The sequence below is a fragment of the Paenibacillus pabuli NBRC 13638 genome, from assembly GCF_001514495.1.
Lineage (GTDB): Bacteria > Bacillota > Bacilli > Paenibacillales > Paenibacillaceae > Paenibacillus > Paenibacillus pabuli.
The window spans coordinates 60,779-81,993 of the sequence record NZ_BCNM01000009.1 but is presented as its reverse complement, the minus strand read 5'-3'; the positions used below and the strand labels follow the sequence as shown (position 1 = coordinate 81,993).

The following is a 21,215-nucleotide window of genomic DNA, read 5'->3' as shown; positions in this document are numbered from 1 at the left end:
ATCTATGCATATCATAAAAATGAATTAGAAGGAGTTATTACGATGAACCATTGGAAAAAGCTATTACTTTCTCTTACTTTCGTATGTCTCATCCTGCCAGTGACATCCATCTCAGCAGCCCCTGAAAAACCCGCTGGTAGTGAAAATCTAGTTTCTATTCGTGAGATTGCAGAAAAGAATGGGGGAGAGGTTTCTTGGCAACAAAAAACAGGACAAATCACAATACGAAAAAATGAACTTACCATTGTAGTTAAGGTAGGAGAGAAACAGGCGATTGTGAATGGGCGAGTCATATCCTTAGACAATCCTGTTCAGTTAACGAAAGGAGTTACCTTTATGGATGGAGGATTTCTTACCGAGACGCTGAAGGCAGCGCCTGAGGATATATTCATTTCACTTATAAGTGAGGGCGATGGCGAGGAAGCCGCCAAATATGTTCATACCTCTGTGAGTGGAGTGTTGTCACCTACGTTGTTGAGTCAGCTATGGTCATCACTAGAAGGTCAAAATGGTAAAATGACAAGTAAAGCCATAGCTAAACACGTAGAAAATAACACAGTGCATCGCAATGTCACCTATACGTTTAAAACAGAGCTTACTCGTATAAATATTACGGTCAGAATGAATCATAACGGGCTTGTGGATGACTTGTATATTGCCGCTGCTGCTCCAAATGTGTATCAAAAACCAAGCTACGACGACCCATCTGCTTATACAGAACAAGACATTACGGTTGGTCAGGGTGATTTGGCTTTACCAGGGACACTAACTTTACCAAAGGGAGAGGGACCTTTCCCGGTTGTCATTCTGGTACATGGATCCGGGCCTAACAATCAAGATGCTGCCATTGGTGGTGCAAAGCCATTTCGCGATCTTGCGGTAGGTTTAGCTTCACAAGGAGTTGCTGTATTAAGATACGATAAGGTCACGTATGAGCATACCTATAAGGTCGCTTCACAGCCTAAATTCACATTAAAACAAGAAAGCGTAGATCAGGTAAACGATGCAGTAGAATTACTCAAAAAGAATACACATATTGATTCTACAGCGATTTTTGTAGCTGGACATAGTCAAGGCGGGTTTGCATTACCGTTAATCATTGCTGAGGATAAACAACATGATATTGCAGGAAGTATACTACTTGCTGCACCAAGTAGTAGCTTTGTGGATGTGCTTACCGAGCAGCAGGACGAATTGGTAGATCGGATGAAGCGGCTTGGCTTAGACACTGAGATTATTAAAGGGCAAGCTGATTTTTATAAAAATGTTGCTGCGATCGTTAAGGATCCTAAATATTCTGTAGATCATCTTCCTGAGGCGTTTCCACTCCAACCTGCTTATTGGTGGTTTGAGCAGAGAGATTATGTGCCTGCGGAACTGGCTAAAACGCAAAATACCCCAATGCTTATTATACAAGGCGAAAATGATGTGCAGGTGTCTATGAAGCAATTCCAAAACTGGAAATTGGCTCTTCAAGGTCATTCCAATGTAACGTACAGTAGCTATCCAAAGGTAAATCATATTTTATCCAGCTATGATGGACTTTCGATTGGTCAAGAGTACGCTGAGCCATCTAATGTCTCCAAAGCCATTATCGATGATATTGCGAAGTGGGTATTAAAATAACATGGAGAAGAGTAACACATGGAGCGGGAAATAATAAGAAGAGGAGCACTTACCAATATAGGCAAGTGCTCCTCTTCTTATTTATAAATTTGCTTTATTTAGCCCAATTGGACTCTTTCTCGTCTTCATCGGTGTAATCGGACATGGTCAGTGGTTCCTTAGGAACAACGGCGACTTTGTAGAAACGATTCTTGTCTTTTTCCAGCAAAACGAAGGTCAGATTCTCGAACTCATATTCTTCCTGTTCATTCATCTCAGGACGATGACTATAGAGCCATCCACCAATGGTATCCCATTCATCCGCATCCAGGTGGGACATGAACATGTCGTTTACCTTAGACAAGGATACCTTGCCGTCCATAATTACATAGTTCTCATTGATGACCTGAATATCTTCCACTTCGTCTGCGTCAAATTCATCCCTAATTTCACCGACAATCTGTTCAAGTACATCTTCAATCGTTACAATTCCGGAAGTTCCTCCATACTCATCGACCAGCACGGCGATGTGTACACCATCCTTCTGCATTTTCTTAAGCAAGTCCTTTACTGGAGTTGTTTCGTGAACAGCCGATACCGGCTGAATCAGAGAAGACAGATCGACAGGCTCGTCGTTTCCGTATAACTCCAGGAAGAATTGTTTGGTATTAATGATACCGATAATATCATCTTTGCTCTCATTAACAACCGGAAAACGGGTATATTGCTCTTCACGAATAATCTCCAGGTTTTCCTCGTTTGATCTATTCACATAAAGGCAGACCATATCAGTCCGGGGCACCATGATTTCTTTGGCAAGCATCTCATCGAAGGCAAAAATCCGGCTTACATATCCGAACTCGGCCTGATTGATCTTTCCACTCTCAAAGCTTTCATTGATAATAATCTGTAATTCTTCTTCCGAATGCGCATCTTCATGTTCAGATGCAGGTTTGATTCCGAACAGCTTGACCAGTTGATTCGCTGAGCTGTTTAACAGCCAGATAAAAGGATACATAATTCGGTTAAACCAGATGATAGGTGTTGACGTAAACAGAGCAACGGCTTCGGCTTTGCGGATCGCTATCGTTTTAGGCGCCAGTTCACCAACGACCACATGCAAGTACGTGATGGCAACAAACGCAATAACAAATGATAAGAATGAAGAAACTGCCTCAGGGATATTCATGCTTTCAAACACAGGGTGGAGAATTTTCTCAACCGTTGGTTCACCCAGCCAGCCCAGTCCGAGAGATGTAATCGTGATGCCCAACTGACAGGCAGACAAATAGCCATCCAGATTGGCGACGGCCTGTTTAACAGCCAGCGCACGCTTGTTTCCTTCTGCAATCATTTGGTCGATCCGGCTCGGTCGAACCCGCACCAGAGCGAACTCCACTGCAACAAAAAACGCCGAAAGTCCTATCAAAAACGCAACCATTACTAAATTTATCGCATACCTCTCACTTTCCATTCACTGCTCTTCTCCTTTAGGTAATAAGTTTTTAACGAATATTATATCTAATTTTACGTAAGAAGACCACCTCTCGACAAGAAAACAGGAAGAGTCTGGAAGGGGAATTGCTCAAAAGTGCGCTGCATTGCTCATTTGCTGACTTGAAATAATAATATGTAGAAGATAACACAGTCCGAATATACACCGACAGAGCATAGCTTGACCTGCTGATCACCATGGATAACCGAGGTTCGTATGTAAAATTTTATCTAAGCAAACGTTACGAAAGGGGCTAACATTGGGTATCTATGATTAGTTAAAGGCTTTATCGTCAAAGCTTATGTAGTGAGAGAGAACGGCAAGATTAAACCTTGCCATGAGGAGGAAGCCGAATGTTTTGGCTGGTCATTATACTGCTCGTATTTACTTTTCAGGCAGCCACCATTCTCTTGCTGGAATTCCGCAATCCCGCGAAAGCTGTGGCATGGCTGTTTATTTTATTTTGTGTGCCTTTGATCGGCTTCGTTGTGTATTATTTTGTCGCCCAGGACTACAACAAACGCAAGAAGGTCCGTAAAGCCGGTTCGCGAATCTTTCGGGAAATACGGGAAACGATCTGGAAACAGGCCGATATTATCGAGAATGCCAGTCAGATGTCCGGCAGCCGATACAACCATCAGCATCGTTTGTTTAACCTCCTGTCACGCCTGTCTGAGAGTCCGATTACGGGCTGCAACAAGAGTAAAGTACTCACGAATGGTGAAGAGGCATTTACAGCCATGCTGAAGGCAATGGAACAGGCAGAGCATCATCTCCATGTTGAATTTTATATTTTCCGTGATGATGTCATCAGTACAAAGTTTCAGGAAGTCATGATCCGCAAAGCAAAAGAAGGCGTTAACGTGCGTTTCATATGCGACGGACTGGGCAGCCATAAAATGAGCGGAAGTTTTATCCGCAATTTACAGGATGCTGGCGTAGAGTTCCATTACTTTCTACCACCGCTTATTGCAACGATTGATCGGAGAGTTAACTACCGAAACCACCGTAAAATTGTTGTGGTGGATGGAAGGATTGGGTTTGTGGGTGGAATGAATGTTGGAGATGATTACCTTGGGCAGTATCCCGAGGTTGGATTTTGGCGGGATACCCATGTGCAGATTGAAGGAGATGCCGTATATTTCCTGCAAAATACGTTCCTGAATGACTGGAAACTGGCCTCCGGCGAGCAGATTACGGAACCCCAGTTAACAGAGCTGTTCCCGCCCCATATTTGCAGTGGAACAGAAAGAATTCAGGTTCTGGCCAGCGGGCCGGACCAGGAATGGGATGCGATTCAGGAAATGTGCTTTGGTGCGATTTCTGTAGCTTGCGAACGCATATACATTACAACACCCTATTTTATACCAGACCCTGCTCTGTATGAAGCGATCAAAACAGCTGCCGTCAGCGGGGTCGATGTAAAGATTATCATCCCGTATCAATCGGATTCCCGGCTTGTCCATCTGGCCTCGTTATCGTATGTCGAAGAATTATTACGAGCCGGAGTAAAATTTTATCAATACCGTAAAGGTTTCGTACATGCCAAGGTTTTGATTGTGGATGATTTGCTTGCGACGGTAGGTACAGCCAATATGGATATGCGCAGTTTTTTCTGCAATTTTGAGCTGACGGCAGTGTTGTTTGAGGCATCATCCATGGAACGACTCACAGAAGATTTTGAACGGGATCTGGATGATTGCAGTCAGATTAACGTGAAGGTGTTCCAGCAGCGTTCTCGGTGGCAAAAAGGGGCCGAAATGCTTTCTCGCATGCTTTCTCCGCTGCTTTAGCCGATTTAGGGCGGATTTCTCAAGATAAATTCACTTTTTGTGAATTTATCTTCTTTTTGCTAACTATTTTGCTCAAATTTGATCTTTTATGATATAATAGTTATATAAATTATGTCTTGGCGAAGGAGGGGAGTCTGCGGGAAAACAGGCTCCCTTTTGCTCTCTTTGGAAAGTATCAACCGGAATTAAGACATACTTGAATACATTTCATATAGCCTTTAGGTGCTTTTAATGCAGGGTGCGTATAGAATCGGGACGATTGTTCTTCTATATGCTGGAGTTCCTCTCGGTACTTAAATGATATATGAAATGGATTCACATACTGATCAAAATGGGGGGGATACCATGTCCAATGTAACGGTTAAAGAACTAACATCCAAGCCGGACCGCAATGTAAAGAGCTCGGTGTTTACACTGAAGCTGCTGCAACGTATTGTGATGATTCTGGTCGGTGCTGCACTGATGGCTGTGTCACTCGAAGTATTTCTCGTGCCGAATGGTGTTATTGATGGTGGAATAACAGGGATCTCGATTATGGTGTCGGAGCTTACGCATCTGCCACTCGGGATATTCCTGACCTTGCTCAACTTGCCTTTCCTGATTCTGGGCTACAAGCAAATTGGTAAAACGTTTGCGTTATCTACACTGCTTGGGATCGTTGTAATGTCCATTGGAACAACATTGCTACACAAGGTTCCTGCATTGACGCCAGGTGAACCGCTGCTCGGAGCCGTATTCGGCGGATTGATCTTGGGTGTGGGTGTGGGTCTCGTTATCCGGTCTGGTGGGTCATTGGATGGTACGGAGATTGTAGCCATCCTCCTAAGTGAAAAATCACCTTTGTCTGTAGGACAGATCGTACTGTTCATTAACGTATTTATATTCGCAGGTGCAGGTTTTGTATTCGGCTGGCCGAATGCGCTGTATTCCATGATTGCTTATTATATTGCGATGAAGATGATTGATATTGTGAACGAAGGACTCGATCAGTCCAAATCCGTATGGATCATCAGTGAGAAGTATCGTGATATTGGTTCAGCCTTGACGGATCGTCTCGGTCGTGGAGTTACTTACCTGGATGGAGAAGGCGGATTCAGCGGAGATGAGAAGAAAATCATTTTTGTAGTGATTACCCGTCTTGAAGAAGCGAAGCTGAAGTCCATCGTTGAGGATTGGGACCCGCAAGCCTTTGTGGCGATCGGTAACATTCATGATGTGAAGGGTGGACGTTTCAAGAAAAAAGGTATCCATTAGCGAGTCTCATCGAACGTAATCCACACATAAAGATAGCCGGCCTCTTGGTTTGAGGGGACCGGCTATTTTTGTTTTAAATGCTGAATAATCAGCTCAACAGGCTGAGGCTCGACTGCTGCGATCAAATCTCCCGTCTGCGTCAGACGTTCCACGATGTTCATGAGATGATAATCCTTGATCGAAACGTTGGCACGGACTTCATCCCATGTGAGCGGGGTAGAGACCGTACCGCCAGACTTGGCGCGGGGTGTATAGGGAGCTGCAAGGGTCTTGCCTCCGTAGTGCTGAAGGTAATCAAAATAAATACGGTCACCCCGATCTTTTTTGAGTCGTTCCAGTGTGAATAGATCCGGATGTTTCTGAGTGACGTATTTTCCTACAAAATGACCAATATCCCTCAATTCATCAAAGGTAACACCGTGACGAATGGGAACAATAATTTGCACACCTGTGGCACCAGAGGTTTTCGGTATCGATCTTAAACCAAGAGAAGTTAGGGTTTCCCCCACGATCAGAGCAGCCTGCATGATGCGAGGTTCCTCTTCCTGGGAAGGATCCAGATCAATCATCCACTCGCAGGGCAGATGGCTGCCTACCGCATGCAGGGAAGGGTGAAACTCAAGGGCGGCCAAATTGCCGAGCCATAACAGGTCTGGAAGTTCGTTCATCACCACGTATCGTATTCCCTCGTGCATTTCAGTTCGCACAAAATCAGGAACAGGTTCAGGGGCATTTTTCTGATAAAAAAATTCACCGCCTGCACCATGTGGATAACGTATCGTGGTGAGAAGCCGATTTCGAGTGTAGGTGAGTAGATAAGGTGCCAGTGCAGCCAGTTTTTGCAAATAGATGGCCTTGGTTACACCTGCTTCGGGCCATAACAGTTTGTCTGGATTGGTCACGGTCAGTTCCATTCCATGAATCGTAATAGTGCCCTTTACCGTATGGGCCATGAAGAACACCTCCTGTAGTGAACCACTCTCGTATCCGATGGCTAAATTTTCTCGGGCGGGATCGAACTTGGAAACTATCGTTCAAAAATAAGCTGACTGGCCTGACACTCCTCAGGGGTTACAGAAGCAAAAGTCTGGATACTGGGGTGACGTAATGTCCGATGGTGTGTCAGTTCCATAAATTGCACTTTGACACCGATTCGTGGTTCTATCCATGTCGTCTCTGCGCTTCGCTCCGGCTCGTTATGGAAAGGTCGATCCTTGCGAATGAGAGGCTTCACTTTTTCGGTAAGCTCACGCCAAGTGTCCGAGTTCAGCTTACCTGTGCCAACATGACCAATATAGACAAAGTTGGGACCATCGTATACACCGACTGCAATGGCATTGACGATCCCGCTGCGGTAGGTGACGCCACCGATCATGGCATACAGATCATGCATGATCTTAACCTTCTGCCAGCGTGGATCTTTGCCGTTGATTCCATAGGCGCTGGAAAGGTCTTTGCATACAATCCCTTCCATCTGGTGCTGCCTCATGACAGTGAGCAGAGCGTCGGCATCTGACGAATTGGTCACCTCCTGAACATGGGGAGCAGGATTCAGTACTTGATGAAGCAAACGTTGGCGATGGGCAAGAGACTGATCTGTGACCCAGACTCCATCGCAGTACAGAATATCAAACACCATATAAGTCACCGGAATCTGGTTTACAGCCTGGGCGATGCCATCCGGTCTGCTCATGCGATCCCGCCGGAGGACGTGGTAGAAGGAAGGCTTCCCTGTATCCGGGTCAAGAGCAATAATCTCTCCGTCCAAAATATAGGAAGGGACCGTGCACAGATTACGTGGCAGGACCAGTTCGGGATACTGTGCCGTTCGATTGTGCAGCTTGCGGTTGATCAGCTGAATACCCTGCCCATCTTCGTAAGCAAGCATGCGGACCCCATCCCATTTGATCTGGGCAATCCAGTTTTCTCCGGTAGGGATAACATCCCGGGATACGGGTTCAAAAGGAACCACGGGATTGAACATGTACTGTACTCCTCTCTAGTGTTAAATCTGCGCCGGAGATGATCCTCCAGGTGGAATTGTGCAAGCTAACCCTTTCGCAAACGGGCCTTCAATTTATGTATCGTTATGAGCAGCAAGGGAATTCCAATACCACATGTCAGATCCCAATCTATCCAATAGGGGATAACAAACTTGAGATAGAAATTTTCATTGGGGGCGATAAGAATGGACAGGGCCAGAATCAACAGGGCACCAGGCAAGATGAGCGGACGATAACTGGACAACCGGAAGAGATACGTGGCTCCGAGTATAAAGCTGTAAAAAAACAGAACACTCTTGAAAAAGACGGCAATGATCCAGACGGACGCCATAAAGGCCTCGATTCGCTGCAAAAAGTTGCCGATATTGATCTTCAGAGACAGATTAAATGCTGCGAACCAGTGGTGCTCTGTCATGAATGGTCCCATGACCAGAAGACAGATGGCTAGCGTCAGGGTAAGCATCAGTCCGCCTATAATGGCTACCAGAAGGATATCTCTTTCCCAATGCGTTTCTTTTTTGGCGTACGGAAAAAGCATAAGAAAGATGCACAATTGACAATACGGATAGGTAAGCACAGCGACAAAGCCTTTGAAGGGATTAAGGAGGCCTTCTGCAAGGACTGGCTTGATATTATCCAAATGTGAATGCGGGAACAGACAGACCGTTAATATAAGCAGAAACAGCACGATCAAGGGGAGGAACACCTCGGCACTCCTGCCTATGGGTTCCAGACCGGAGAAGAGTCCCCAGACAAGAGTGCAAAGAAAGAGCAAATTCACAATCATGAGTGGTGATTCAGGCAGGATCTGGGTCGTCATGAAATCACCGATTTCTCTTATGAACGCGGAGGTACCTATCAGGAAATAGAATAAATAAAAGCAGCTGAAGAAAGCACCGATCCAGGGTCCCAGCGTTTCCAGTACATGTTGAATCAGATTCATCCGGGGTTGCAGCTTGTATGTAATAAGCATAATGGATATTACCCCGGTTCCTCCAGCAACACCCAATAATGCAGACAACCATGCATCCTGATGTGCATATGAGGTGATCATCGAGGGGAAGACAATAATCTGCTCACCGATGGTGCATAAGAACATCAATGAAGCCAGTTGTCGGACCGTTAAACGCCCCTTTTCAATCATATGGGTTCTCCTCCGCATGTCTATCTGGGTATTTGGTTAGGATGCACCAATTTCTCCAGTTTTATAAACAGGCATGCAAAAAGCCCAGGCGACTGTTTGCTCCAAGGGTACATGGAGAAAGACAGGCTCTGGGCCAGATTAGGTAGTGCAGGAATCGATTCGCTTTATAAGCTAGCTTCGGGGGACTTGAAATTTGGCTTAATAGCTCGTTGTAGTAAGGCGAATACGGATATTCTGCGGATCTACAGTAAACCAGCTGCCACCTTGTTGTTCTAAAGTTGCACCTGATTGGCGAAGTTGCTCCACAGCCTGCTCCAATTGCTCATTTCCCGAGTAGAGGATGGTAAAGTAGTCAATCCCTGTAGCGTTGTCCGGATTGACAGGTGCGCCGTTACCAGCCCAGATGTTCAGCCCGATGTGATGGTGATAGCCGCCTGCGGAAACAAACAGGGCCGACATATTGGCGAAGTTGCCCACGATATCGAAACCAAGCACACCTGTATAGAAACGACGTGACTCCTCCAGACTGCGCACATGGAAATGAACATGGCCAATGATTGTTCCGGCAGGCAGGCCCTGCCATGGCTCGTTTGCGGCTAGAGCAAACAGGCTTTCCACATCAACGGGATCACTTGACATGATGTAGTTATTATCCGCATCTCGCTTCCAGGTGTCCCGTGCACGGTCTGCATAGATTTCAATTCCGTTCTGGTCCGGGTCCGAAATATAGAACGCTTCACTGACCAGATGATCCCCTTGGCCAATTTCGATACCGGATTCAGCCAGATTACGGAGGGCAAGGCCCAATGACTTGCGGTCAGGCAGCAGGATGGCAAAGTGATACAGGCCAGAAGTGGAGCGAACAGGCATCGTCACGGCATCGGTAAGCTCCACAAGGCGCAGAAGAGTATGCACTCCATCGGCTGTCATTGTAGCAACTTTTTCGCTGCGTTCAAGCACCTTCAGTCCGACAATTTGAGTATAAAATTGAATGGATCGCTCCAGATTGCTGATTCGCAGGCTTACTTCACCCAGATGGGTTGTAGCAGGAATTTGATAAGTGGAAGTCATAATGGTTTCCTCCTGAAAAGAGTTTAGGGTATAGGCTGGTTCTCTCATAAGTCATGAAATAAGGTTATTATATGGAGACAAATCATATAAAAGCGGAACTAAGCTGTATATTTATAAATAAGTTACTTTTCATAAGTTAATATAGAATATAAATCAACTTTCGTCAATCGCATTTTTCGTGCAAAACAAAAATCCGGCAATGGCCGGATCTCCAATGTTGAATATGGAGTATAAAGCAATTTTCTTAAGGGCTCGGCAGCTTCGATAACTTATGCCTTGGGCTTTGGAGCTGCTCTCCTTTTTTTGACAGGGGCAGGAGCTTCAGTATCACCCACAGCGGTTGCCTGTTCGGACGTTTTTTTCGGAGCGCGTTTCTTGGGTTTGGCTGTAGTCGTTCCAGGATCGGCAGGAATGGGTTTCACGGCTTCGATACTTGCCTGCAGCGCAGCCATCAGATCCATAACATTGGCTTCCGGTTTGGCCGGGGCAATTTTGATCTCTTCGCCTGCCACTTTGTGATTGATCAGATCCAGCAGTTTGGCACGGTAGTCATCTGTATATTTACCAGGTTCGAAAGGGGTGGATAACTGGTCAATCAGCAGTTTGGCCATCGTCAATTCCTTTTCGTTCACGTTCAAAACCTCTGGCAGGTTGGGAACCTGAGCGACGGGACGAATCTCGTCCGGATAAAAAATGGTTTCCATAGAGATGCAGTCTTCCAGAACACGGATTGCAGCCAGACTGCTCTTGGAACGAATGGAGATTTTGGCGATGCCGATCTTGCCGGTGTCTCGCATGGCTGTCATTAATAATTGGTAGGCATTACCTCCCGCTTGATCGGGGGAAAGATAGTACGTTTTTTGAAAATAGATGGGATCTATCTCGGTTAAATCCACAAAATCCAGAATGGTAATGGTTTTACTGCTGGAATCATTTAAAGCCTCAAGCTCGTCTTTTTCAAACAGGACGAATTTGCCTTTTTCATACTCATATCCTTTGGTGATCTCTTCCCATTGAACCTCAACATCGCAGGAAGGACATTTGCGTATATAAGCGAGTGGACTGCCGCAGACTTTGTGAATATAACGCATGGAGATATCTTTGTCTTCGGTAGCCGAGAACATTTTGACAGGCACATGAACCAGACCAAAGCTGATCGCACCTTTCCAGACCGTATGCATGAGGGCGGCTCCTTTCCGTGAACCTTTTTTTCAATAGTATAGGCATTTGGCGGACGGGATAACCATATTTCCATGGAACTGTATGGTTCAGACAGACTGGGGGATGATAAACGAAACATCCCTGGGTCTGCATGTGAAATGCTAACCAATAAAGGGATGATGCTGCAACTATTACGTACCACGTCAGGAGGTGCACCTGTGAAGAACAAACGAGATGAAGCTGAAGCTCATGCCCGCACGTTCTCCCCGTATCCCCGTGCCGACTCGGAAGGGTCTGAGGATTTTCATACACCGGCAGCAGCGGTCAACTGGGAGGCTATTACTTCGGAAGAGCTGCCGCTTGACCGAGAGTCGTTCATGCTGGACATTGATCGCATGGTGAATGAGGGACTGGGCGGAGGACAAGTTACGGAAGATAACGGTTATATTGGTGATAGTACAACAGATAGCATGGTTCGTGAATCTCATGAAGATCCGGAAGGGGAGTATGAATAATGATGGATGTAAAACGCGCAAAAGCCATTTTTGATTCCAAGGATACGATTGCAGTTTCGCTGGAAGGAGATCCTGTCTGGATTGAAAATGTGGATGAAGCGAACGGCATGGCAACGGTGCAGGTGGGTAGCAGACCGGGAAATACCCAGACGGTACGTGTAGACCGTTTGGAAGAATAAAGAGAAACAAAGAGGCTTGAAGATGTCCAAGCGTAGCCGGTGCCGCAAGGTGCCGGTTTATTTGTCGTTCCTGTGACGCGAGGCCAGCTTCCATTCTGCTTCCTATCCTTCGATGTTGCGGGGGAAGAAAGGGACCGATATAATAAAGTTCAAAGTGAACTCAGGCGGCTGGACCGCCAAAGGTGGGGCGTATATTGAATCAGACGCATGAGCATTGGGTGTATTACTCCCATGGCATTGCAGATACAGAAGTACTCGCGTCCGCACTCGCTGAACAGGCAAACGCCGGCATGGTGATTGCATTGGACGGTGATCTGGGCGCGGGCAAAACGGCATTTTCACAGAAGTTTGCCTGGCATTTGGGTGTACGTGATGTGGTCAACAGCCCCACGTTTACATTGATCAAGGAATACGAAGGGCGTCTGCCCTTGTATCACATGGATGTCTATCGCATATCACTGGAAGAAGCGGAAGAGCTTGGACTGGATGAGTATTTCTATGGGGCCGGAGTCAGCCTGGTGGAGTGGTCGAGCATCATTCCCGAATTGCTGCCGCAGGAACATTTACATGTGCAGATCGAGACGACAGGCCCGGAGGATCGAACGATTACACTGGATGGGTATGGCGAGACTTACGCTGCTATATGCCGACAGTTCAGACAGAATGGAGTCAAAAGATGATGGAAGATTTACAAAAAAAGCCGCGTCAGCGGTTTTTGGCGTTGGATACTTCGACTGCGGTGATGGCAGCCGCGGTAATGGAAGATCACGCTCTTTTGGAAGAACGCAATGAACGGGCAGAACGCAATCACTCGGTGCACGTTGTACCCGTGATGGAGCAGCTGCTGGAAGCCAGCAGCACGCAGCCCGGACAGCTGGACGGCATTGCCGTCGGCATCGGCCCAGGCTCGTACACGGGCATCCGCATTGCGGTGACCGCGGCAAAGACGCTCGCCTGGGCATGGGACATCCCCGTTGTCGGGGTGTCCAGCCTTCAGGCTCTGGCCTGGGGCGGCTGGCACAGCGGCCTCGCCGCCAAGGCCGAAGCTGCGGCAGAGAATGCCGCAGCTGGGGCTGGCGGAACGCCATCCGCGGACCAGGGCGGCACAGGTGCCGCCCCTGTCCACTGGATCGTTCCGCTTGTGGATGCACGGCGCGGTCAGGCCTATACCGCGCTGTTTGCCTCCGCCGGGAGCGCTGCGCCCCGACGGCTGGAACCGGATGCCATCCGCCTGGTGGACGGATGGCTGGAAGCCCTCGCCGCCCGCATGGCGGAGGCGGCGCCGGGAGAGCGGCCCGCTGCCGTCTGGATTGTCGGCGAGACGGGCCCGCATGCGGCAGCAGCGGCTGAGCTACGCTGCCCCGCAGGAACGGCGCTCCAGCTCGTACCCTATGAGCTGGAGGGCCGCTGGGTTGGGCGCCTGGGCGCCGAAGCGCTGCTTGCAGGTCAGCGAGATGACGTGCATGCGCTCGTGCCCAACTACACCCAGCTGGCTGAAGCGGAAGCCAATCTGCTGCGCAAAGGCTAAAAGGGGTTGTTCAAAAAGTCCGCTTTTGATTACGAAGGATGCCTAGTGGCATCCTCAGCATCGTATATGGAATTCAGCCGAAATAAGTGGGGGCTTACGGAGTATGTTTCCTTCAAAAACATCGCGGTTGCTCACGTAGTTTTCCCTATGCTCCGCTACTCCATTTCTAGCTTCATCCCATCTTCTCGGTACTGAAAACCGGTCTTTTTGAACACGCACTAAAAGGGAGGGGAAGCCAATGGAGAACGTGGAGAATGACCAGCAGGAGGCGACGTTTCAGTTCAGGCTTATGACATTGGATGATATTCCGGATGTGATGGTTATTGAACATGAAGCCTTTACCCTGCCCTGGACGGAAGAAGCGTTTCAGAATGAATTGACACACAATCATTTTGCTAAATATATGGTTATGGAACTGGAAGGAACAGCGATTGGCTATGCCGGCATGTGGACCATTATGGATGAAGCCCACATTACCAATATTGCAGTCCGTGAAGCTTATCGTGGGCGGAAGCTTGGCGAGAAGCTGCTGGACGAATTGATGAAAACCGCGGCGTATCTTGGGATGGAACGAATGACGCTGGAAGTCAGGGTATCGAATCGAATTGCCCAGGGCTTATATCAGAAAAAAGGGTTTGAATCGGCAGGTCTTCGCAAAGGATATTACTCCGACAATGGGGAGGATGCGATGATTATGTGGGCGAATTTGCCGCCTGCGAGCCGGAGCGGCGAAGAGGAAGGAAGCGTAACGGATTCATGAAAGATTTCAATGAAAAGATAAGTTCAGCACCATCTTATATATTGGCCGTGGAGACAAGCTGTGATGAAACATCCGTAGCGGTAGTCAAGGATGGACGGGAAGTGCTGTCCAATCTGATCTCCAGTCAGATCGAGACACATAAGGCATTTGGCGGGGTTGTGCCTGAAGTGGCTTCGCGTAAACACGTGGAAGTTATTACATTGATGTTGGAACAGGCTATTGAACAATCCGGCATCCGTCCGCGTGATCTGAGTGCCATTGCTGTCACGCAAGGGCCTGGACTGGTAGGTGCATTGCTGGTCGGCATTGTGGCGGCAAAAACCATGGCTATGGCTCTTGGGAAGCCGCTTATTGGCACACATCATATTGCGGGACATATCTATGCCAACAGACTTACCCATGAGCTGCAATATCCAGCGATGGCTTTGGTGGTTTCAGGTGGTCACACCGAGCTTGTGCATATGGAATCCGAAGGCAAGTTCAAACTGATCGGTCGTACCCGCGACGATGCTGTAGGCGAGGCTTACGACAAAGTGGCACGGGCCCTGGGCTGTCCCTACCCGGGAGGACCGCATGTGGACCGGATGGCTGCTGAGGCAGAGCAGGTAGTACCTTTGCCGCGCGTCTGGCTTGAAGCAGATTCGTATGATTTCAGTCTGAGCGGTCTGAAGTCTGCTGTACTGAATGTTCTGAATCAAGCCAAAATGCGCGGAGAAACGCTTGAACCATCTGCTGTGGCACGGGGCTTCCAGGAAGCGGTCGTTGAGGTTCTGGTAGAAAAAGCGGTAAGGGCTGTCCGTGAGTATGGATCACGTCAATTGCTGTTATGCGGTGGCGTTGCTGCAAATCGGGGATTACGTTCAGCTTTGCAGGAGCGCTGTGCGAAGGAAGGGCTCGAATTGCTGATCCCGCCGATGGAGTATTGTACCGACAATGCAGCGATGATTGGAGCTGCGGCGTATCTAAAATGGCAGCGGGGAGAAATCTCGGAATTCGATGCCAAAGCAGATCCTGGGCTTTCGCTTGAGGCATGGTCTGTTCAATCGTTATAGATTGATTCATGTATATGAAGACTTGACAGTCTCAAGTGAAGACTGTATATTAATTACAAATTAAAACAGGAATTCGATATGTTCAACTAAACATTTACACAATAGCGGAGAGGACAGAAATAACCTGGAGAAGCGAAGCGTTCGCCTTTATCACCGGATTTTCCCTTTAGAGAAGGGAATCAAAGAAATCTGGGGATAACAGCGATCGGAAGGTTGTTCTGTCATCGGAGCGCCAGTGTAAATATTCATTTGTTGACTTATATAGATTCCTGAACTGAAACGCAATGAACAGGATCAGTAGGGGATTTCCCGGTCTTAGAGAGCTGCGGGGTGGTGCAACGCAGTCGAAGGAAACCTGAAACTCACCTGGAAGCGGAACGATGGAACACGGTAACTCCCTGGGAGAAGCCGAAGGCCGATGATGGCCCAAAGTACATGGTTACGGGTTGCCTCCGTGAATGGGCCGTTGTTGATGGAGTCCGGATGACATATCGGAAGAAGTTCAACAATAACTGAGGGGGCTTTTTGTCACTTTGGGCAATGATAACGGTATGGACGCATACTGAATCAGCTCGAAGGAAACGAAGTCAACAAGAGTGGTACCGCGAAGGTGAACAGCCTGTCGTCTCTTGCAATATTGCAGGAGATGGCAGGCTTTTTTTGATGTTCAAAATGGTGATGAAATTCATGGTCGCATATCATAAATGTAATGAACGGGAGCAGTAGAACGATAAAGCGCTCAGAGAGCTGCGGGGTGGTGCGACGCAGTGGCTGGAATCGTTCGAATCTCGCCCGGGAACGGAGCTGTGGAAACAGGTGAGACCATGTCTCATCCCTTGCCCTTATAACCGAAGGACATTGTGGTACACAGCAACGGCTAACCTCCGTTATAGGGTGTTTCTCCTGCTGGTTACGCTGTTGTAGGTGCATGGTGTACGTAGCTACAAAGCTTTCTGGCTGGAGACAACGAGGTGGATGATGTCTGGCGCAAGCCTGGATCATCAAGCAAGAGTGGTACCGCGGAGGGATAATAACCCGCCGTCTCTTAGATGAGATGGCGGGTTATTTGTGTTTGCTGCCGGCAGCAGGGGTGGGCGATAGGCATGAATGACATGCATGAGAGAAATGAGAGAGTGTAAGTCGACGTACACTCTTGTTGTCACGAATAAGTCATGAGCAATGTTTGAGTTATGGAACGAATAAACGTAGCAAGCTTTGATAACCTTTCAAACACAACGATGAACAAAAACATACGAAAACATGTCATGTGAACAGCAAGATTCTGGTCTAGTTCGAGCGCAAGGAACATCTTATAAATTTGATGGAGGTTGATGAATATGACAATGAACAATAACAAACGCATGATTGAGATTTTTGATACAACACTGCGTGATGGAGAGCAAGCACCGGGAGCGAGTCTGCAGCCTGAGCAAAAGATTGAACTGGCACACCAATTGGCCTCTCTGGGCATTGACGTCATCGAGCCTGGATTCCCGATCTCAAGTCCGGGTGAGTTCGCGGCGGTTCAGGCGATTTCCAGACAACTGCAAAACGTAGAGATTTGTGGATTCGCGCGTGCGGTCAAAGGGGATATTGATGCAGCCGTTCGAGCAACGGCGGATGCAGCTCGCCGCCGAATTCACCTGTTTATCTCGTCTTCGGATATCCATATTGAGCATCAACTGCGTCGTCCGCGCAGTGAAGTCGTGGCTACGGCTCGGGAGATGGTCTCTTATGCACGACAGTTCACGGATATTGTGGAATTCACCGCCATGGATGCAGCTCGTACGAAGATGGATGATCTGATCGAGATGGTTGAAGTGGCCATTGAAGCAGGAGCAAGTATCATCAATTTGCCAGACACGGTCGGGTATGCGCTGCCGCATGAATATGGAGAGATGTTCCGTCAGGTACGTGAGGGGGCAAGAGGCGGAGACAAGGTGCGTTACAGCGCACACTGTCATAATGACTTGGGGCTTGCGGTTGCCAACAGTCTGGCTGCGATTGCCAATGGTGCTTCCCAGATTGAAGTAACCATCAACGGTGTGGGAGAACGTACGGGCAACTGTGCTTTGGAAGAACTGATTATGGCTCTGGAGACGCGTGGAGACGCCATTGGAGCAACGACGAATATTAAATTGAACCAAATGTATGAGACATCGCGTCAGATCAGCCGTGCAATGCATTTCCCGATCGCCTACAACAAACCGGTGGTGGGGCGCAATGCCTTCCAGCATGAGTCCGGCATTCATCAGGATGGTCTGCTCAAGAATCGGAGTACGTATGAGATTATGGACCCGGAAGCGCTGGGCATTCCCCGCAGCATGATTATCCTGGGCAAACATTCCGGTCGTCACGCTTTGAAGGATCGGGTTCGCAAATATGGCTTTGAACCGGATGAGCAGCAAATGGAACAGCTGTATGAGGTCTTTAAAGAAACAGCCGATCAACAGAAAGTGGTCAGTGATGACCAGTTATTGCAGATGGTGAGCCAGACCATGAATATTCCTGCCCAGGATTATGAATTGGTTGAATTGCAGGTTACGGCGGGCAGCATGACGGATCGAATGGCAGCAGTTCGCATTCGTACGAGCGCAGGGGAGCAATCCTATTCTGCGGTTGGCGGTGGTCCGGTAGATGCAACCATCCGGGCGATTGGGCAGAGCATTTCGGATGATATTACATTTGTGGATATGGAGATGCACGCCTTGAGCGGAGGAGAGGCTGCGAGTGCAGAAGCTGCGGTTACTGTGGAACGGGCAGGACGTGAATTCAGAGGAACCGCTACGCACAATGATATCGTCATGGCTGCGGGGCTGGCGTATGTAGCCGCTTGTAATGCTGCTGGATTGAAGGCAGAGTCTTTCGAGAGCGATGAGCCTGTGCACGCATAAATAGCAAGAGCCTTTCAGAGACTGACATGAGTTTACGCTAACGAAGAAGAGGAGCGAAGCAGGCCTTGAATACAGAGGTCTGCTTTTGTCCTTTTATAGGAGATAAAATGTGAGAGAAGAGATCGATTTGTCAAGGTGTGATTATAGTTATCCACATATTCAGGATAATTTGTGGGTAACTATATCAAACCCAAACCAGTAATGTTTTCGAAAATAAAGGTCTTAGGGGATAGATAGCTCCCTTTATATCCACAAAGTTGTGGATAACGTGGATAACTTGGTGGATAAATATGGTTTTCGTGCAAAAAAGGCTATTCTACCGCCGTATAATTAAGTCCATGAAGTTGCTTGCTATATTGCTTTCTTGTGGATAAACAGTGAAGTAACCAACAAAAAAAATAATTTCCATCATTCGAGTAAATTTGACAAATATGCAAACACCCTTGTCAAAAACAAAATAGGAAAGCTCTTTCGAGCTTGCGAAGTATTCCCGCCAAGAAACTTACGCCTGAAGAACCTTTGGAGTTCCCATCCCGTACAAAAGGAGCTGTCCCATAAGTCATGAGCCTGACTTATGGGACAACTCCTTATAGGGCCAGCTTATTCCAAGGCCAATTCTTCCCACTCTTCATAAGCCTTGACAAGTTGAAGCTTGTGATCCTCCGCTTGTTCCTGAAGCTCTTGCAGCTTCATGTAATCCTGATATATTTCAGGCAGGGCCATCTGTGCCTCAAGCTCCGTAATCTCTGTTTCCAGCTTCGCGATCTGTTGTTCCAGAGCTTCCTGCTTGCGCTGGCGGTTTCGTTCTTCCCGCTTGGCCTGCTTGTCCGCTTCGAATGAGGCGGCTCCGGACTTTTCGGATGCGGATAGGCCTGGATCAAATTTGGTCGAGTTTTTGGAGGAGGCAAGACGTGCTTCAGCCGCTTCACGTGCGATGTCCTCAAGCTCCTGTTTCTTCTCTACATAATCATCATAATTGCCGAGGTAGTGTTCTGTTCCACCTGGATGAAGCTCAACAATGCGCTCAGCCATTTTATTGAGGAAGTACCGGTCATGGGAGATGAACAGCAATGTGCCTTCATAGTCCATCAGCGCCGCTTCAAGCACTTCTTTGGCAAACAGATCGAGATGGTTCGTAGGTTCATCCAGAATGAGCATGTTGGCTTCCTTGAGCATGAGTTTGGAGAGAGAGACACGTGCTTTTTCTCCGCCGCTAAGCGATGAGATTTTTTTGAGCACATCATCTCCACTAAACAGGAAGTTGCCAAGCACCGTACGAATCCGCGCTTCCTCCATGCCTGGATAGGCACTCCACAGCTCTTCCAATACGGTATTGGAAGGGTTAAGTCCCGTCTGCTCCTGATCATAATAGCCAATCTGCACCTTGGTGCCCCATTGGATATCACCGCTTACAGGACGCAAACTTCCAGTGAGGCATTTCAGCAAGGTGGATTTTCCGATACCGTTCGGACCGATCAAAGCAACCGTTTCCCCGCGTCTCAGATCAAAAGATACATTGCGGAACAACGGCGAAGCCTCATCGTAGGCCACGGAAAGCTGATCCACACGGAGCACTTCCTTACCCGACATGACAGCCGTTTCAAAAGAGAAATGAGCTTTCTTCAGATCCCCCATGGGTTTGTCGAGCCGCTCCATCTTATCCAGAGCCTTGCGACGGCTTTGTGCCCGCTTGGTCGTGGAAGCACGAACGATATTTTTCTGAACAAATTCCTCCATCTTGGAGATTTCATCCTGCTGTTTCTCATATTGCTTCAGCTGGCTTTCATACTCGGCAGCTTTAAGTTCCATGTATCGGCTGTAATTGCCCGTATATTTTTTGGAGCGGTGCCGTTCGATCTCCACAATAGTTGTAACAAGCCGGTCAAGGAAATACCGGTCATGGGATACGACCAGCAGCGCGCCGGAATAACCCCTCAGGTAATCCTCGAGCCACGTCAAGGTGGCAATGTCGAGATAATTGGTAGGCTCGTCCAACATAAGCAGGTCAGGGGCCTGGAGCAAAATGCGAGCGAGCGCAAGTCGTGTCTTTTGACCGCCGCTCAGTGTGGCAATCTGGGTATTCGGCGAGAATTCACCGAATCCCATCCCGTGAAGTACACTGCGAATGCGGGTTTCCATCTCATAACCGCCATGATCCTTGAACCAGTCCGAGCGTTTCGCATAACGTTCCAGCAGGTCTGCATATTTTTTCTCATCTTCCATCTGGGCAGGGTCAGCAATATCCTGCTCCATCTGACGCAAATCTGCTTCAGCCTGGGTCAGATGAGCGAATACATTCATCATTTCATCCCATATGGAGCGATCGGATTGCAGTCCACTGTTCTGGGCGAGGTAGCCGAGTGTGGTTTCCTTGGATTTGAATATCTGTCCCCCATCATAGGACATTTCCCCTGCCACAATTTTGAGCAAAGTGGATTTCCCTGCGCCGTTAACACCAACGAGGCCGATGCGCTCGCGTTCTAATATTTGTAAGTTCACGCCGTCCAGGATTGGATCGACACCAAAACGTTTGATAATTCCGGATACTTGCAGCAGCATAAAATTAAGTTCCTCCATAGGTCCAGTTCTTGATTTGACAACTACATTCCAGTTTACATGAAATACAGAGCAAATGCACCGATGGAGAGTGCCGGAGGCGTGTAGTCTTTTTGGTCAATCAATGATAAACTGAAAGAAGGCATGTTATTACATGAGGATTTTGCAGAAAATGAATCATTTGGCCATTCCAACACGATGACAA

Annotated in this window: 17 protein-coding genes and 1 other annotated feature; of the genes, 10 read left to right on the top strand and 7 right to left on the bottom strand. The window is 47.9% G+C overall.

Annotation, left to right across the window (positions count from 1 at the left end):
• The first annotated feature begins 42 nt into the window (after window positions 1-42).
• Window positions 43-1,626 carry an alpha/beta hydrolase family protein gene (locus PPA03S_RS13730; RefSeq protein ID WP_062323760.1) on the top strand — a complete coding sequence of 528 codons (1,584 nt, stop codon included), beginning with the start codon at window positions 43-45 and terminating at the stop codon, window positions 1,624-1,626.
• A 94-nt stretch (window positions 1,627-1,720) separates the two neighbouring features.
• On the opposite strand, the gene PPA03S_RS13725 is transcribed toward PPA03S_RS13730, so the two are convergent.
• Complete coding sequence (locus tag PPA03S_RS13725) at window positions 1,721-3,079, bottom strand: hemolysin family protein (RefSeq protein ID WP_062323758.1); 1,359 nt, start codon at window positions 3,077-3,079, stop codon at window positions 1,721-1,723.
• Between the two features lie 374 nt (window positions 3,080-3,453).
• On the opposite strand from PPA03S_RS13725, the gene cls reads away from it, so the two are divergent.
• Together cls and PPA03S_RS13715 are read left to right on the top strand one after the other, a co-directional pair.
• Window positions 3,454-4,893, top strand: a complete 1,440-nt coding sequence (cls, locus tag PPA03S_RS13720; RefSeq protein WP_062323757.1) for a cardiolipin synthase — start codon at window positions 3,454-3,456, stop codon at window positions 4,891-4,893.
• Between the two features lie 345 nt (window positions 4,894-5,238).
• Entirely contained in the window at window positions 5,239-6,147 is a 909-nt protein-coding gene (locus PPA03S_RS13715) for a YitT family protein (protein ID WP_062323755.1), read from the top strand.
• Between the two features lie 62 nt (window positions 6,148-6,209).
• Here PPA03S_RS13715 and ligD read toward each other — a convergent pair whose 3' ends face one another.
• From ligD to ku, 5 genes are all read right to left on the bottom strand, one after another.
• The gene (gene ligD, locus PPA03S_RS13710) at window positions 6,210-7,100 is read right to left on the bottom strand and encodes a non-homologous end-joining DNA ligase (RefSeq protein ID WP_062323754.1); all 891 of its coding nucleotides are present in this window, start codon (window positions 7,098-7,100) and stop codon (window positions 6,210-6,212) included.
• Between the two features lie 74 nt (window positions 7,101-7,174).
• Window positions 7,175-8,131, bottom strand: coding sequence for an ATP-dependent DNA ligase (locus PPA03S_RS13705; protein WP_062323752.1), 957 nt, complete (start codon window positions 8,129-8,131; stop codon window positions 7,175-7,177).
• A gap of 65 nt (window positions 8,132-8,196) precedes the next feature.
• The gene (locus tag PPA03S_RS13700; protein ID WP_062323749.1) at window positions 8,197-9,294 is read right to left on the bottom strand and encodes a GerAB/ArcD/ProY family transporter; all 1,098 of its coding nucleotides are present in this window, start codon (window positions 9,292-9,294) and stop codon (window positions 8,197-8,199) included.
• 198 nt (window positions 9,295-9,492) lie between these two features.
• A complete protein-coding gene (locus tag PPA03S_RS13695; RefSeq protein WP_062323747.1) occupies window positions 9,493-10,365 on the bottom strand; it encodes a VOC family protein in 873 nt (290 codons plus the stop codon).
• A gap of 269 nt (window positions 10,366-10,634) precedes the next feature.
• Entirely contained in the window at window positions 10,635-11,546 is a 912-nt protein-coding gene (gene ku, locus PPA03S_RS13690) for a non-homologous end joining protein Ku (RefSeq protein WP_062323746.1), read from the bottom strand.
• A 198-nt stretch (window positions 11,547-11,744) separates the two neighbouring features.
• Between ku and PPA03S_RS13685 the strand changes: the two genes are divergently transcribed.
• The 7 genes from PPA03S_RS13685 (at window position 11,745) to PPA03S_RS13650 (ending at window position 18,454) form a co-directional block, all read left to right on the top strand.
• Window positions 11,745-12,041: a hypothetical protein gene (locus PPA03S_RS13685; RefSeq protein WP_157284149.1), complete on the top strand. Its 297-nt coding sequence runs from the start codon at window positions 11,745-11,747 to the stop codon at window positions 12,039-12,041.
• A gap of 2 nt (window positions 12,042-12,043) precedes the next feature.
• Entirely contained in the window at window positions 12,044-12,220 is a 177-nt protein-coding gene (locus PPA03S_RS13680) for an H-type small acid-soluble spore protein (RefSeq protein ID WP_062324015.1), read from the top strand.
• A 194-nt stretch (window positions 12,221-12,414) separates the two neighbouring features.
• Window positions 12,415-12,900: a tRNA (adenosine(37)-N6)-threonylcarbamoyltransferase complex ATPase subunit type 1 TsaE gene (tsaE, locus tag PPA03S_RS13675; RefSeq protein ID WP_062323742.1), complete on the top strand. Its 486-nt coding sequence runs from the start codon at window positions 12,415-12,417 to the stop codon at window positions 12,898-12,900.
• Entirely contained in the window at window positions 12,900-13,748 is an 849-nt protein-coding gene (tsaB, locus tag PPA03S_RS13670; RefSeq protein ID WP_062324014.1) for a tRNA (adenosine(37)-N6)-threonylcarbamoyltransferase complex dimerization subunit type 1 TsaB, read from the top strand. The genes tsaE and tsaB overlap by 1 nt, the downstream gene beginning before the upstream one ends.
• A 238-nt stretch (window positions 13,749-13,986) precedes the next feature.
• The gene (gene rimI / locus PPA03S_RS13665; RefSeq protein ID WP_062323740.1) at window positions 13,987-14,508 is read left to right on the top strand and encodes a ribosomal protein S18-alanine N-acetyltransferase; all 522 of its coding nucleotides are present in this window, start codon (window positions 13,987-13,989) and stop codon (window positions 14,506-14,508) included.
• Window positions 14,505-15,560 (top strand): tRNA (adenosine(37)-N6)-threonylcarbamoyltransferase complex transferase subunit TsaD, encoded by a 1,056-nt coding sequence (gene tsaD, locus PPA03S_RS13660; protein WP_062323739.1) that lies wholly within the window; start codon window positions 14,505-14,507, stop codon window positions 15,558-15,560. The genes rimI and tsaD overlap by 4 nt, the downstream gene beginning before the upstream one ends.
• Window positions 15,561-16,260: 700 nt before the next feature.
• Window positions 16,261-16,609: a binding site (T-box leader), on the top strand.
• A 288-nt stretch (window positions 16,610-16,897) separates the two neighbouring features.
• A complete protein-coding gene (locus PPA03S_RS13650) occupies window positions 16,898-18,454 on the top strand; it encodes a 2-isopropylmalate synthase (protein WP_062323735.1) in 1,557 nt (518 codons plus the stop codon).
• Window positions 18,455-19,054: 600 nt separating this feature from the next.
• Here PPA03S_RS13650 and PPA03S_RS13645 read toward each other — a convergent pair.
• Window positions 19,055-21,013, bottom strand: coding sequence for an ABC-F family ATP-binding cassette domain-containing protein (locus PPA03S_RS13645; RefSeq protein WP_062323733.1), 1,959 nt, complete (start codon window positions 21,011-21,013; stop codon window positions 19,055-19,057).
• Between the last annotated feature and the right edge of the window lie 202 nt (window positions 21,014-21,215).